At 65.1% G+C, this 14,518-nt stretch carries 10 protein-coding genes; 8 read left to right on the top strand and 2 right to left on the bottom strand.

Annotation, left to right across the window (positions count from 1 at the left end; genetic code table 11):
- Positions 1–42 precede the first annotated feature (42 nt).
- The 5 genes from KEC45_RS06905 (at position 43) to KEC45_RS06885 (ending at position 7,869) form a co-directional block, all read left to right on the top strand.
- A complete protein-coding gene (locus KEC45_RS06905) occupies positions 43–1,329 on the top strand; it encodes a dicarboxylate/amino acid:cation symporter (protein WP_252171729.1) in 1,287 nt (428 codons plus the stop codon).
- A 2-nt stretch (positions 1,330–1,331) separates the two neighbouring features.
- Positions 1,332–1,793, top strand: coding sequence for a RidA family protein (locus KEC45_RS06900; protein ID WP_252171728.1), 462 nt, complete (start codon positions 1,332–1,334; stop codon positions 1,791–1,793).
- Positions 1,794–1,990: 197 nt separating this feature from the next.
- Positions 1,991–5,071 (top strand): TonB-dependent receptor, encoded by a 3,081-nt coding sequence (locus KEC45_RS06895; protein ID WP_252171727.1) that lies wholly within the window; start codon positions 1,991–1,993, stop codon positions 5,069–5,071.
- An 85-nt stretch (positions 5,072–5,156) separates the two neighbouring features.
- Positions 5,157–6,620, top strand: a complete 1,464-nt coding sequence (locus KEC45_RS06890) for an amidohydrolase (RefSeq protein WP_252171726.1) — start codon at positions 5,157–5,159, stop codon at positions 6,618–6,620.
- A gap of 1 nt (position 6,621) precedes the next feature.
- On the top strand, positions 6,622–7,869 hold the full coding sequence (locus KEC45_RS06885) for an amidohydrolase family protein (protein ID WP_252171725.1): 1,248 nt from the start codon (positions 6,622–6,624) through the stop codon (positions 7,867–7,869).
- A 28-nt stretch (positions 7,870–7,897) separates the two neighbouring features.
- Here KEC45_RS06885 and KEC45_RS06880 read toward each other — a convergent pair whose 3' ends face one another.
- Both KEC45_RS06880 and KEC45_RS06875 read right to left on the bottom strand, forming a co-directional pair.
- Positions 7,898–8,377, bottom strand: a complete 480-nt coding sequence (locus KEC45_RS06880; protein ID WP_037512420.1) for an Lrp/AsnC family transcriptional regulator — start codon at positions 8,375–8,377, stop codon at positions 7,898–7,900.
- Positions 8,374–9,717, bottom strand: a complete 1,344-nt coding sequence (locus tag KEC45_RS06875; RefSeq protein WP_252171724.1) for a dicarboxylate/amino acid:cation symporter — start codon at positions 9,715–9,717, stop codon at positions 8,374–8,376. The genes KEC45_RS06880 and KEC45_RS06875 overlap by 4 nt, the downstream gene beginning before the upstream one ends.
- A 315-nt stretch (positions 9,718–10,032) precedes the next feature.
- Here KEC45_RS06875 and KEC45_RS06870 point away from each other — a divergent pair, with 315 nt between their 5' ends.
- The 3 genes from KEC45_RS06870 to KEC45_RS06860 all read left to right on the top strand — a co-directional run bounded on the left by KEC45_RS06870 (position 10,033) and on the right by KEC45_RS06860 (position 14,494).
- The gene (locus KEC45_RS06870) at positions 10,033–10,722 is read left to right on the top strand and encodes an RNA polymerase sigma factor (protein WP_252171723.1); all 690 of its coding nucleotides are present in this window, start codon (positions 10,033–10,035) and stop codon (positions 10,720–10,722) included.
- Positions 10,723–10,736: 14 nt separating this feature from the next.
- Positions 10,737–11,942, top strand: a complete 1,206-nt coding sequence (metC, locus tag KEC45_RS06865; protein ID WP_252171722.1) for a cystathionine beta-lyase — start codon at positions 10,737–10,739, stop codon at positions 11,940–11,942.
- Positions 11,943–12,019: 77 nt separating this feature from the next.
- On the top strand, positions 12,020–14,494 hold the full coding sequence (locus tag KEC45_RS06860; RefSeq protein ID WP_252171721.1) for a TonB-dependent siderophore receptor: 2,475 nt from the start codon (positions 12,020–12,022) through the stop codon (positions 14,492–14,494).
- The last annotated feature ends 24 nt before the right edge of the window (positions 14,495–14,518 follow it).

Genomic DNA, 14,518 nt, shown 5'->3' with positions numbered 1-14,518 from the left:
TTCTGTACGCCCCGGCCGGGGCGAAGCCGGAACGGGACAGTCATGAACAGAGCTTTCGCCTTCATCCTCATCTTCGCCATGGCCGCCGGCATCTCGGCCGGCTGGTTCGTCAATTCACATTTCCCCGCCGCCAAGGCGGCCGAAATCGCCGACAATCTCTCGATCCTCACCGACCTCTTCCTGCGCCTCATCAAGATGATCATCGCGCCGCTCGTCTTCGCGACGCTCGTCGCCGGGATCGCGCATATGGAGGATGCCGCCGCGATCGGCCGCGTCGGCGCGAAGACCATGGGCTGGTTCATCGGCGCCTCGATCGTCTCGCTCTCGATCGGTCTCGTCATGGTCCACCTGCTCCAGCCCGGCGCGAGCCTCGCGCTCGAGCTGCCGACGACGGGCGCCGAAGGCGTCGTCGCGACCGGCGACTTCTCGCTCAAGCAGTTCGTCACGCATCTCATCCCGCAATCGATCGTCCAGGCGATGGCCGAGAACGAGATCCTCCAGATCGTCGTCTTCTCGGTCCTCGTGGGCTCGGCGGTCGCCGCGATCGACGACAAGGCCCCCGCCGTGCTCGCGCTCGTCGAGCAGGTCGCCGCGATCATGCTCAAGGTGACGGGTTTCGTGATGAAGACCGCGCCCGTCGCGATCTTCGCCGCGCTCGCCTCCACGGTCGCGACGCAGGGCCCGGGCGTGCTCGTCACCTATGCGGGCTTCGTCTCGGGCTTCTATCTCTCGCTCGGGGTGCTCTGGCTCGTGCTTTTCCTCGCGGCGCTCGCGATCATCGGCGCGCGCGCCTTCGGTCTCTTTCGCGGCATCCGCACGCCGGTCCTTCTCGCTTTTTCGACCGCGAGCTCGGAAGCCGCTTACCCCAGGACGATGGAGGAGCTCGAAAAGCAGGGCGTCAATCGGCGCATCGTCTCCTTCGTCCTGCCGCTCGGCTACAGTTTCAACCTCGACGGCTCGATGATGTATTGCACCTTCGCCGTGCTCTTCATCGCGCAGGCCTACGGCATCGACATGACCATCGGTCAGCAGATCACCATGCTGCTCCTGCTCATGGTGACCTCGAAGGGCATGGCGGGCGTCCCGCGCGCCTCGCTCGTCGTGATCTCGGCGACGCTCGCTTACTTCAAGCTGCCCGAAGCCGGGCTGCTCCTGATCCTCGCGGTCGATCATCTGCTCGACATGGGCCGCTCGGCCACGAACGTCGTCGGCAATTCGGTCGCTGCCGCGGTTATCGACCGCTGGGAAGGCCGCCGCATGGCGCGCGAAGCCGCCGCGGGCGAACCCGCGCCCGCCGAACACCTACCCTCTCTCGCAACCAAGGAGTGAATATGTCTCGCATCGAAAGCCGTCTCGCCAGTCTCGGGATCGAACTGCCGCAGGTCTGCCCACCCGTCGCCAACTATGTTTCGGCGACACGCTCGGGCAATATCGTGCAGGTCTCGGGGCAGCTCTCGACCCATGCCAACGGCGGGATCAAGGGCACTGTCGGGGTCGATTGCAGCCTTGCCGACGGCATCATCGCCGCGCGGCTCTGCGCGATCAACCTCATCGCCCAGTTCAAGGCGGCGGCCGATGGCGATCTCGACCGCGTCCGCGTCCTCAGGCTCGGCGGCTATGTCCAGGCCGGCCCCGAATTCTTCGAGATTCCGGCGGTGATGAACGGCTGCTCGGACCTCATCGTCGACGTCTTCGGCGAAGCCGGGAAACATGCGCGATCCGCGATCGGCGTCTACCGCCTGCCGTTCAATTTCGCGGTCGAAGTCGACGCTTCTTTCGAGATTGTCGATTAAATCAATAGACAATGCCGGAACGGCTGCTATGGGCTCTCCCCACATAATATTGCCTTCCGGCAGAGCCGGTTGAAATTTTCTGCCGTATTGCGGTGGGGATTTCAACCGGCGTTGCGTCAGAGCGAATTGAGATGGGCGTCAACGATCCATCCGCTCGCATGGAGGACGACACAGGGTCGACAATCAGGGGACAACGCATGCTTAAGCTTAATACACCGCTTCGCCGGGCCTTGCTGCTCGCATCCTCATCGCTTTGCCTCGCAGGCACCGGCGCCGCCTTTGCGCAAGATAGCGCAGGCGAGGAGACAAATGCCGCCGATCCTGCCGCTTCCGACATCGTCGTGACGGGCAGCCGCATCCAGGGCTCGAAGATTACCGACGCGCTTCCTGTCACCGTCGTCGGTGAAAGCGAGATCGCAGCCACCGCCGCCGTCTCGGGCGACGACCTCTTCCGCTCGATCCCGCAAATGGGCGACGTCTCCTTCAACAGCAGCAGCGGTCAGACGAGCAGCAACTTTGCGCGCGGCGACATCGGCTCGGTCGATTTGCGCGGTCTCGGTGTGGGCAACACGCTCGTGCTCCTCAACGGCCGCCGCGTCGTCCAGCATCCCGGAAGCCAGGCCAGCGCCTCGCTCGCTCCCGTCATCACCTACAACACCAACGCCATCCCCGTGTACGGCGTCCAGCGCGTCGAAGTCCTGCGCGACGGCGCCGCGGCGCTCTATGGCACCGATGCAGTCGCAGGTGTCGTCAACACCGTGCTGCGCGACAATATCGACGGCGGCAGCCTGTCGCTTCAATATGGCGGCGGCGAGGGCACCGGCCTTCGCGAGTTCAATGCCTCCGGCTATCTCGGCAAGGACCTCGCCGAAAACCGCGGCAATATCTCGGTCCTCTTCAACTATACCCGCCGGACCGCGCTGACGTCGCAGGACCAGGACTTCACCGCGACCGCCGACCATCGCGACTTCCCTGATTTCGCCGGCACCGTCTTTGCGGGCAACAATGCGCTCGACGACCGCAACACGCTGTCGCCATGGGGCGACTTCACCACCGGGGTCCGTGTCCGTCAGAATGGCGTCAACGTCACGACGAACGCCGGGGTCTTCTCGATCCAGCCGACCGCCAACGGCGGATGCTCAGCGGCGCTTGCCGGCGGCATCTGCATCGACGACGGCACCCGCGCGACGACCGGCGCCGATCGCAACACACGCTGGAACTCGCAGGCCAATTACCCGATCTCGATTTCGCCGAAACTCGACCGCATCAACCTGTTCGCGAGCGGCCATTACGACCTTACGGACGGCGTCACGCTGTTCGGCGAAGCCGGCTATTATTACGGAAAGACCCGGAGCGTCCAGGACAGCGTTTTCACGATCGGCTCGATCCGCATGTCGATTCCGGCATCGAACTATTGGAATCCCTTCGGGCCGGTCACCTTCGCAAACGGCAGCGTCAACCCAAATCGCCTTCCGGGGATCGACGCTCCCGCCGCAGGCCTTCCAGTGACGATGACCAATTATCGCTTCACCGATCTGGGGCCGACGATCGTCGACGTGACCAACCGGCAATATCGCGCCGTTCTCGGCCTGAAAGGCGAAGCCCTCGGGTTCAACTGGGAAACCGCCGCGGTCTATTCGGAGTCGAGCGTGCGCGACGTGCAGGACGGGATCAGCGCGACGCTGCTCCAGCGCAATCTCGCCCTCTCCACCCCCGAGGCCTATAATCCGTTCAACGGCGGCAACCCGGCCGACCCGACCGGCATCGACACCAGCCCGAGCAACCAGGCCGCGCTCGACGCGATCCGCATCAAAAGCACACGCCGCGGCAAGGCGACGCTGGCCATGTGGGACTTCAAGGCGTCGAAGGCCGACCTCTTCGCGCTGCCCGCCGGCAATGTCGGGATGGCGATCGGCGGCGAAGTCCGCCGGGACTCGCAGCTCGACGACCGCGACGAGCGGGTCGACGGCACGATCAAATGGACCGACACCGTCACCGGTATCGTTCAGGACAGCGACCTCTTCGGGGTCAGCCCGACTCCCGACACTAAAGGTTCGCGCACCGTCTACGCCGCCTATGCCGAACTCGCGGTGCCGCTGATCGCGCCTGAGATGGAAATTCCGCTCATCCGCAGTCTCGAAGTGCAGCTTGCGGGCCGCTACGAACATTATTCGGACTTCGGCAGCATCGCCAAGCCGAAGGTCGCGGCGGCCTGGGACCTGTTCGAAGGCTGGCGTATCCGTGGCTCCTGGGCCCAGGGCTTCCGCGCTCCAAACCTCGAACAGACCAACGCCACCATCGTCACCCGCGGCAACACGCGCACCGACTATATCCGCTGCGAGGCGGACTTGCGTGCGGGCCGCATCGCGACCTTCGGCAACTGTGCACAGAGTTTCGTGACCACCGGCCGCCGCGCCGGCAATCCCGACCTCAAGCCCGAAACGTCGAGCACCTTCACCGTCGGTACCGTGCTCCAGCCGCCGATATTCAACAGCGGCAGCGTTCGCACGACCTTCACCGTCGACTATTGGCAGGTGAAGCAGAAGGGCATCGTCGGCGTCTATGGCGAGGGCAATGCGCTCATCAACGACTATCTCCAGCGTCTGCAGGGTTCGACCGATCCTAATGTCGTGCGCGCGGCGCCGACCGCCGACGATATTGCCTTGTTCGCCGGCACCGGCATCGCGCCCGTCGGGCAGGTTCAGTATGTCGACGACATCTATCGCAACCTCGAACCGCAAACGGTTCGCGGCATCGATTTCGGCTTCAACCTTTCGGTTCGCGATACCGGCATCGGCACCTTCGATTTCAATGCCAACGCCGCCTATCTGCTCAAATATTTCCGCGACGCCTCGCCCGACATCCAGACGCTGCTCGATGCGCGCGCGGCGGGAACGATCAACATTGACACGATCATTCCCGAGGGCGGCAGCCTGATCCGTCAGGACGGGCTTCCCAAGTGGCGCGGCTCGGCTTCGCTGACGTGGAAGCTTGGTCAGTTCACCGCGGGCGGCTTCGTGAGCTACACCGGAAGCGTGCTCGACAACGATATTTCGGTGAACGGCGAAAATCTGCTGCTCAAGGCCTATACGACCGGAAACCTCTATCTCCAGTACGACCTCAAGGGCGGCTTCACCGACGGCACCCAACTCCGGGTCGGCGTGCGAAACATCACCAATGCGCATCCGCCGCTCGATTCCAGCGCCTTCGGTTATATGGGCTCGCTCTATTCGCCGAACCCGCGCTACTGGTACGCGAGCGTCAGGAAGAACTTCTGATCCGTCTCCCGTCCGGCCGCCGTGCACCTCCGCACGGCGGCCGAATTGCCGCCCTTCCCATCGCTTCGCACAAGGTGACCCCGGCGTGACACGACATGTCTCGATAGCTCCCCCCTCACTCCGCAGCCGCTGCACCGCGCGCGCCGCGCTCCTCGGCACCGCACTCGCACTCCTTGCGGGTTGCGCTTCCGATGTCTCGTCGGCCCGTCCGGCGACGAGCCCGGCGCCCGCAGCAGAGCCCGCCAAACCGGCGCCCGAACCTTTCCAGAGCACCTACGCACCGCGCCCCGCCGCCGACACCGCGATCGTCGGCGCCTCGATCCTCACCGGAACCGGCACGCGGATCGACAATGGCACCGTGCTGATGGCGTCGGGCAAGATCGTCGCGGTCGGCGCCGACATCGCCGTGCCTTCGGGCGCGCGCGTCATCGACGGGCGCGGCAAATGGGTAACCCCGGGCATCATCGACGCCCACTCGCACCTTGGCGTCTTCCCGGCGCCGGGCGTCCAAGGCCATGCCGACGGCAACGAGAATATCGATCCCTATACCGCGCATGTCTGGGCCGAGCATTCGATCTGGCCGCAGGACCCGGTCTTCACCAAGGCTCGCGCCGGCGGCGTGACCAGCCTCCTCATCCTGCCGGGCTCCGCCAACCTCTTCGGCGGACGCGGCGTCAGCGTGAAGAATGTGCCCGCGGTGACGGTCCAGCAGATGAAATTCCCGGGCGCGCCCTACACGCTCAAGATGGCGTGCGGCGAGAACCCCAAGGGCCGCTACGGCAGCCGCGGCCGTGCACCCGCGACCCGCATGGGCGAAGTCGCCGGTTTCCGCCGCGCGTGGATCGACGCCGCCGAATATGGCCGCAAGGTCGACGCCTATGAAAAGAAGCGCGCGCGCGGCGAAGGCGGCGAAGCACCGAAGCGCGACCTCGGACTCGAGACGCTCGCCGGCGTTCTCAAGGGCGACATCCTCGTCCAGAACCATTGCTACCGCGCCGACGAAATGGCGGTGATGCTCGATGTCGGCCATGAGTTCGGCTACAAGACGCGCGCTTTCCATCACGCCGTCGAAGCCTACAAGATCGCCGACCTGCTCGTCGCCGACGACGTCTGCGTCGCGACCTGGGCGACCCGCTGGGGCTTCAAGATGGAAGCCTATGACGCGATCGAGGAAAATGCCGCGATCCTGAGCAAGGCCGGGGTCTGCGTCGCGATCCATTCGGACGAACAAAGGCTGATCCAGCGGCTCAACGTCGAGAGCGCGGTTGCCATGGCGGCCGGACGCCGCGCAGGCATAGACATTCCGCAGGAGGAGGCGATCAAGTGGATCACCATCAATCCCGCGAAGATCATGGGGATCGCCGACAAGACCGGCTCGCTAGAGCCCGGCAAGATGGCCGACGTCGTGCTGTGGAGCAAGAATCCGTTCAGCGTCTACGCGATCGCCGAGAAAGTCTTCATCGACGGCGCGCTCGTCCTCGACACGAGCGATCCCGCCACACGCTACCGAAGCGATTTTGAAATCGGCCAACCGGTCGGGGAGGAATGAGATGCAACGACGGCTCCCAGTTTTCGTAAGCCTCGCCCTGGCCCTCGCTGCGGCTGCCCCCACGGCCGCAGCGCAGACTTTCGCTATCACCAACGCCCATCTCCTGACCCCCGGCCCGGTCGGCGAAGTCGAGAATGGCACGGTGATCGTGCGCGACGGACGGATTACCGCCGCCGGTTCGAATGTCGCGGTCCCCGCGGGCGTGCGCATAATCGATGCCAAGGGCGCGATCGTCACCCCCGGGCTCATCGCGGTGAACACCGCGCTCGGTCTCATCGAGGTCAGCTCGGTCGACGGCTCGGTCGACAACAAGACCCATAATTCGGGGATCAGCGCCTCGTTCGACGTCCAATACGGGCTCAATCCCGCCTCGACGCTCATTCCGATCGCCCGGCTCGGCGGCGTCACTCATGCGGTCGTGATGCCCGACTATGACGACAGCGAGAAGGAACGCGAACTGCCCTTCGCGGGCAAGGCGGCGCTCATTTCGCTCGGCGAGGGTGCGACCATCTTGCATCGCCCCGGAGTCGGCATGATGCTCGAACTCGGCGAGGACGGCGCCGCGCGTATCGGCGGCTCGCGTGCCGCAGAGTTCGTCCAGCTACGCCAGATCTTCGATCTGGCTCGGCAGGCGCCGCGCGACGAATATCCCTTCGAGCTCTCGCAGGCCGACGTCGCGGCGCTGAAACCCGTGCTCGCCGGCACGATGCCGCTGATCGTCGTCGTCCACCGCGCCGCCGACATCCAGCAGGTGCTGAAGCTTGCGCGCGACTACAAGCTCAAGATCATCCTCTCGGGCGCCGAGGAGGCCTGGCGTGTCGCCGACGAGATCGCGGCGGCAAAGGTCCCCGTGCTCATCAACCCGACCTCGAATATTCCCTCGAACTTCGACATGCTCGGTGCTTCGCTCCAGAACGCGTCGATCCTGAAGGCGGCAGGGGTCGAGATCGCGATCGGCGGCAACGATGCCGGGCACCGCGTGCGCGAGATGCGCTACAATGCGGGCCTCGCGGTATCGCGCGGCCTTCCTTATGCCGCCGGCATCGAGGCGCTCACGCTCGCGCCGGCGCGCATCTTCGGCGTCGCCGACCAGATGGGCTCGATCGCGCCCGGCAAGGCCGCCGACATTGTGATCTGGGACGGCGATCCGCTCGAACCGCTCACCCAGCCGACCGCGATCTTCATCGCGGGCAAGGAACAGCCGCTGACCTCGCGCGCGACCGAACTCGGCAAGCGCTACACGCGCTGACCCGCCGCGCCGCGCCCGTCCCTGACGATCAGGACGGGCGCGCCGTGAGCGGTAGCGCGGTGGTGAACTTGATTTCTTCCATCGAGAAGGCCGAGCTCACATCGGTGAGCCGGATCGAACGGATGATGCGCCGGTAGACCGCATCATAGGCGGCCATATTCTCGACCCTGAGCTTGAGCAGATAGTCGACGTCGCCGGTCATGCGGTAGAATTCGACAACCTCGGGAATGTCGCGGATCGCCGAATTGAGCATCTCGAGCCAGGCCTCGCTATGCTCGGAAGCCCGCAGGCTCACGAAGACGGTGAGATCGAGCCCGAGCGCGCTCGCGTCGAGGATCGTCACGCGCCGCGAGATCACCCCGCTCTCCTCGAGCCGCTTGATCCGCCGCCAGCACGCATTTTGCGACATATTGGCCTTCGCGGCGACGGCAGCGACCGAGAGCGTCGCATCCTCCTGGAGGAACCCCAGGATCCGGACGTCGGCATCGTCGAGTGAAACGCGGGTCATGGCTTTGCTCCTTCAAATTCGTGCGCGCGAGCGGTAGCGAGCGCGGGCAACGAGGGTGCGGCGCCCTCCCCGCCGTCCAATCCTTCGGCCCCCGCATCGCCGACGGCCGAGTGCGCCGGCCCCATCCGCGCAATCGCCGTCGTCGCGGCGACGTCCATCGTCACATTGCCGACGGTGCGCACGAGGTCGGGGATCATCTCGACCGCGATGAGCAGCGCGAGCGGCTCGATCGGAATGCCCATCGCGACACAGATCGGTGCGATCGAGGTGAGAAAACTCACCTGTCCGGGAAGGCTCACCGACCCGATCGTCGTGATAGCCGCGACCGCAGCGCCCGCCGCGATCGCCGAAGGGGCGAGCGGCAAGCCGAGCCAGTGCGCGACATAGATGGCGACCGCGAGGTTCATCGCGGGGCTCGTCACCCGGAAGATGGCGACGGCGACCGGCAGCGACACGCGCGAGACCGAACGGTCGACCCCGAGGTCGGCCGACGCTTTCAACATCGGCGGGAGCGACGCGAGCGACGACTGGGTGCTGAGCGCGACCGCTTGCGCCGGTGCCACCGCCTTTGCGAAGGCGAGCAGGCGGACGCGGCCGCCGAACACCGCGACCGGATAGGCGAGCGCCCAGGCCGCGAGCCCGGCGCTCGACACGATCACGACATAATGGGCAAGCGCGCCGATCGCCGAGGTGCCCGCGCGCGCGCCGACGCCGAAAGCGAGCGCAAGCACACCGATCGGCGCGAGCGCGAGCACCCAGCCGACGATGAGCAGCACCGCACTTGCGATCGTGTCGAAAAAGGCCGTGACCGGTTCGCGCTGCGCGGCCGGCAGCCGCGCGAGCGCAACGGCGAAGACGGCAGTGAAAAGGATGAGCGGCAACAGCGCGTCGTTCGCAGCCGCGGCTATCGGATTGGTGGGCACGATCGAGCGCAGGAATGCCGCGATCCCGACCGTCGGCGCCTCGACATGGGCCGAGGTCGTCAGGCTCGCCGCGAGCGAGCGCGCCGCCTCGGCGGGCATCGGGAAGATGCCGAGCAGCGCGGGCACGAGTACCGCCGCCATCGCGGTCGAAATCCACAGCAGCGCGATGAAGGTGACGACGGAGCGCATCGCAACGCGGTCGCCCCGCGCGCTGTCGACCGTCTTTGCGATCCCGGTAATGAGAAGCGAGACGACGAGCGGAATGATCGTCATCCGGAGGCCGTCGAGCCACACGCCGCCGATGCTGTCGGCAATCGAAACCGCATCCGTGAGACCGGCAAGGCCGAGCCGCGTCCATCCCACGCCCAGCGCAAGCCCCGCGACCAGCGACGACAATATGAGCCAGGTTCTCGCCATGCGACCACTCCTCTTGCCTCCTCGTTGCGGGAGGCCCCTTGGCTTTGACGCGCTACGAACCGAATACCCCATCGCCCAAAGCGCGATTCCGCGAGTAAGTTTCGCGGCATTGGCCGAATGTTGCAGTTCCGAGGCGACTCCGGGACAGCCGATTCGACCGAACCGACGTCGTTCATGTAGGATTTCGATCATTTGATCGACAAAATACCGTCAATTCGGTTCAATCATCCCAACATTAGCCAAATCACCGTCAAAGTCGGTGAAGAATTCACCCCAGCACCCATGTCATAAAATGTCGCCATAAGGGGACGCACGATGACATTCAGCGCCTATGGGGCAGAGTATGAGACTGAAAACGTCACGGCAGGCGATGCCTGGCAGGCGTTCGAGTTCGTCGCCCCGCCGGTAGAAAAGCCGGTGGCAGCCCCCGCCACGGCACCGGACGATGGTGCACCCGATCTCGTCGAAGCCTTCTGGCCCCACCTCCCTCTCCTCCGGAAATATCTCCGCCGCCGCGTTCCGGTGTCGGACCTCGACGACGTCCTTCAGGATGTTCTCCTCAGCATCATTCGCCGCGCCGATGCCGCCGCGGTCGCCCATCCCAAATGCTACCTGTTTCAGGCCGCGCAGGCCGCGCTCATCGACCGCCACCGCCGCCAGACCACGCGCCGCAGCGACTGCCATTGCCAGCTCGACGAACCCGACCATCCGGTCGACGAGATGTCCCCGCTGCGCATCCTGCTCGCCAAGGACGAGGTTCGCGCGGTCGAGACTACCCTCAGCCAGCTCCCCGAACGCACGCAGGAAATCCTCGTCGCGATCCGCGTCGAAGGGTCGAGCCTGAAGAGCCTCGCGAGCCGCTACAACATCTCGACGAGCGCGATCGAAAAACATGTGACCAAGGCCGCGAAGGCGCTCTCGGTCGTCCGCCGCAGCGATCTCGTCGCGGCACACCGCAGCGGCCTCTCGCCGCAGCGGCAAAAACTCCTCTCCAATTCCATCTGAGAAAGAAAAGATAAATGACGCTTTGCAGCAAGGTTCACGAGCAGACGCGGCTCATCCACGGCGACAGCCCGTGCGACGCGCTCCAGCGGACGCCGGGGCCGCCGATCCAGCGCGGCTCGACGGTGCTGCTGCCGACCTGCGAAGCGCTCTATGATGGCGGCAAGGTGACCTATGGCCGCGTCGGCCTTTCGACCCAGCGTACGCTGCGCGACGCGCTGCGCGACCTCGAGAATGCCGACGAGGCTTTCATCTATCCGTCGGGCCTCACCGCGATCACCGGCACCCTCCTCGCGCTGCTTTCCGCCGGCGACGAAGTGCTGGCCTGCGACACCGTCTACAACCCCACGCGGCGCTTCCTCGCCGGTACGCTCGGACGCTATGGCGTCACCGCGCGCTATTTCGACCCGGCGGACGACGCCGAGACGATCCGTGCGATGATCACGCCCAAGACCCGCGTGATCTTCCTCGAATCTCCGGGTTCGCTGAGCTTCGAGATGCAGGACATCCCGGCGATCGCCGCCATGGCGAAGGAAGCCGGCGTGATGACGGTCATCGACAATACCTGGGCGGCCGGCGTTCTCTTCAAGCCGCTTGATCACGGGGTCGATGTCAGCATCCAGTCGCTCACCAAATATGTGTGCGGCCATTCGGACGTCTTCATGGGTCTCGCCGCTGCCAAGGGCCAGGCCGCCGACCTCCTTGCGAGTTCGAGCTACGAGACCGGCTGGGCCGTGTCGCCCGACGATGCCTATATGGCGATCCGGGGCCTGCGCACGCTCCATACGCGCCTTGCTCATCACGGCGCCTCGGCGCTCCAGGTCGCGCAATGGCTCGAAGCGCAGCCCGAAATTCATTCGGTCATGTGCCCCGCGCTTCCTAGCGACCCCGGCCACGCGGTGTGGAGCCGCGACTTCACCGGAATTTGCGGATTGATCGGGGCGGTTCTCCACCCGACGTCCGAAGCAGCGGTCTCGGCGATGGTCGAACGCCTCGAACTCTTCGGTCTCGGTTTCAGTTGGGGCGGCTATGAGAGTCTAGCGATCCCCGTCGATCCGCAGCTCAAGGCGCGGACGCACAAGGTCAGCTATCCCGGCCCCTTGCTAAGATTGCACATCGGGCTCGAAAGGGTGGATGACCTCATCGCGGATTTGCGGCAAGGGCTCGACACCCTTTCGCAGGACATGGCGGCACCGCAGCGCAAGTTGAGGGCCGCAGGATAAGCGCCGAAACCGGGCGAAAAACGAAAATGTAGCAGGTTCAATAGGGGGAACATTTTTCCGTGTTCAGGAGCAAGACCATGAAAACATATACGAGACTGCTGATGGGGGCGTCCTGCGTCGCCGCCACCATGTCCATGCCCGCTTTCGCGCAGGATGCGCCGGCCGATGAGGCCAGCGATTCGGCGCCCGCGTCGGAAATCATCGTCACCGGCACCCGCGGCCAGGCGCGCACCGTGATTTCGAGCCCGACCCCGATCGACGTGATCGGCGGCGAAGACCTCGAAAAGCTCGGCGGCGGCATGCAGCTCCGCGATGCGCTGACCCAGCTCGTGCCGTCTTTCCAGTCGACGACCGTGGGCAGCTCGTCGTTCAACAGCCTGACGCGTCCCGCGGGCCTTCGCGGCCTGTCGGGCGTCCATGTGCTCGTGCTCGTCAACGGCAAGCGCCGCCACAACAGCTCGATCATCGACTTCAACTCGGGCGCAACCTCGCAAGGCGGCAATCCGGTCGATCTCGATCTCATTCCCTCGAGCGCGATCGAGCGCATCGAAGTGCTGCGCGACGGTGCCTCGGCGCAATATGGCTCGGATGCGATCGCGGGCGTGATCAACGTCATCCTGAAGACCAATGACTCGGGGGGCAAGGCGACGCTCGAAGCCGGCCAGCGCTATGGCCGCGACGGCAGCGGCAGCGACGGCGAAACCATCTCGGGCAGCGTATCGCACGGCTTCGCGGTCGGCGATGGCGGCTCGTTCACCCTGTCGGTCGAAGGCAAGAAGGCCAACGCCGCCGTGCGCAACACCGATGTGACCGGGGCGCTTTATTTCCCGCTCGCCGGCGGCGTGCCCGATCCGCGCGAACTCACCGCCAACCGCCGCACCTATCAGGGCGGCCTTCCCGACGTGAAGGACGTCAAGGTCGCGCAAACGCTCGTCCTGCCGCTCGGCAACGTCACCTTCTATTCGGATGGCACCTTCGGTTACCGCGATGCGCGCGTCGGCCAGGCCGGCCGCCGCCCGAACAGCAACCAGAATATCATCGAAATCTATCCCGACGGTTTCACGCCTTACTACACGCTGCAGGAAACCGACTTCCAGTTCACCGGCGGCCTGCGCGGCGAGACGGCCGGCTGGAACATCGATCTCAGCAGCACCTATGGCCGCAACTATGCCAAGAATGGAGCCGAAAACACGCTCAACGCGTCGATCGGCCCGTCGAGCCCGACCGAGTTCAAGACTTTCAGCTCGGCGTTCGACCAATGGACGAACAATCTCGACCTGACGCGCCGCTTCGAACTGGGTGGAGAGACGGCGCTCCAGGTCTCGCTTGGCGCTGAATATCGCTACGAGAATTACGTCACCAAGCCGCTCGACGTCGACAGCTACCGGGCCGGGGGATATTTCTACCCGACCGGTCCGCTCGCCGGACGCCCGGCACAGGTCGGTGCGCAGGGTGCGATCGTCGTCACCCCCGAAGATGCCGCGGACATCAACCGCAACATCTGGGCCGGCTATGTCGACCTCGCGCTCGACGTCAGCCCGCGCTTCCTCGTCACCGCGGCGGGTCGCTTCGAGCATTTCGACGACAGCTCGGGCAGCGTCTTCAGCGGCAAAGTCAGCGCGCGCTACGAAGTCACCGACTGGCTCGCGTTCCGCGGCGCGTTCAGCAACGGCTTCCGCGCACCGTCGCTCGCGCAGCAGGACTTCGCGCAGACCTCGACGTCGATCAACCTCGTCGGAGGCGTCTATATCCCGGTGCTCACCAAGATCGTGAAGACGAACTCGGCGGTCGCACAGGCCCTCGGCGCGCAGCCGCTCAAGCCCGAAAAGTCGAAGAACTTCAGCCTCGGCTTCACCTTGACGCCGGCGTCGGGCCTCTCGCTCTCGGTCGACGCCTATCAGATCGATCTTGACGACCGCATCACCCTCACCGGCCTGTTGTCGGGCACGGGGATCCGGAACATCCTGATCGCCAACGGCTTCTCGGGTGACCAGTCGGTGCGCTTCTTCACCAACGCCGTCGACACCCGCACGCGCGGCGTCGACGTCGTCGGCACCTATGCGTTCGATGTCGGCAGCGCCGGACGCCTGCGCACGAGCGTCGGCTTCAACTATAATGATACCGACATCAGGAAGATCGCGCCCAATCCGAGCGAACTTTCGGGCCTCGGCCTGACCCTGTTCGACCGGCGTACCCAGGGCTGGTTCACTTCGGCTCCCAAGACGAAGCTGATCCTCGGCGCCAACTTCGAATCGGGCCCGTTCGCGATCAACCTCAAGGAAACCCGCTACGACAAGTTCAAGTCGCTCGATAATCTCGTCGGCGGCCTGCCCGTCAGCGACCAGAGCTTCGGCGCCAAGTGGATCACCGATCTCGAGGTGTCCTACGGCGTGACCGAGAAGTTGCGGGTCGCCGCAGGCGCCTATAACATCTTCGACGTCTATCCCGACCGCACGACCGTCGCCAACACCATCGGGCTCGCCCCCTATGGCGCCGGACCGTTCGGCCAATATGGCGGCTATTATTATGGTCGGATCTCGCTCGATTTCTGATCAAGACCATCCACTGGAGTCCGT

This window comes from Sphingopyxis sp. USTB-05, assembly GCF_023822045.1.
Lineage (GTDB): Bacteria > Pseudomonadota > Alphaproteobacteria > Sphingomonadales > Sphingomonadaceae > Sphingopyxis.
Note: the sequence above shows the minus strand (reverse complement) of the source record. Positions and strands in the feature narration are given on the sequence as shown.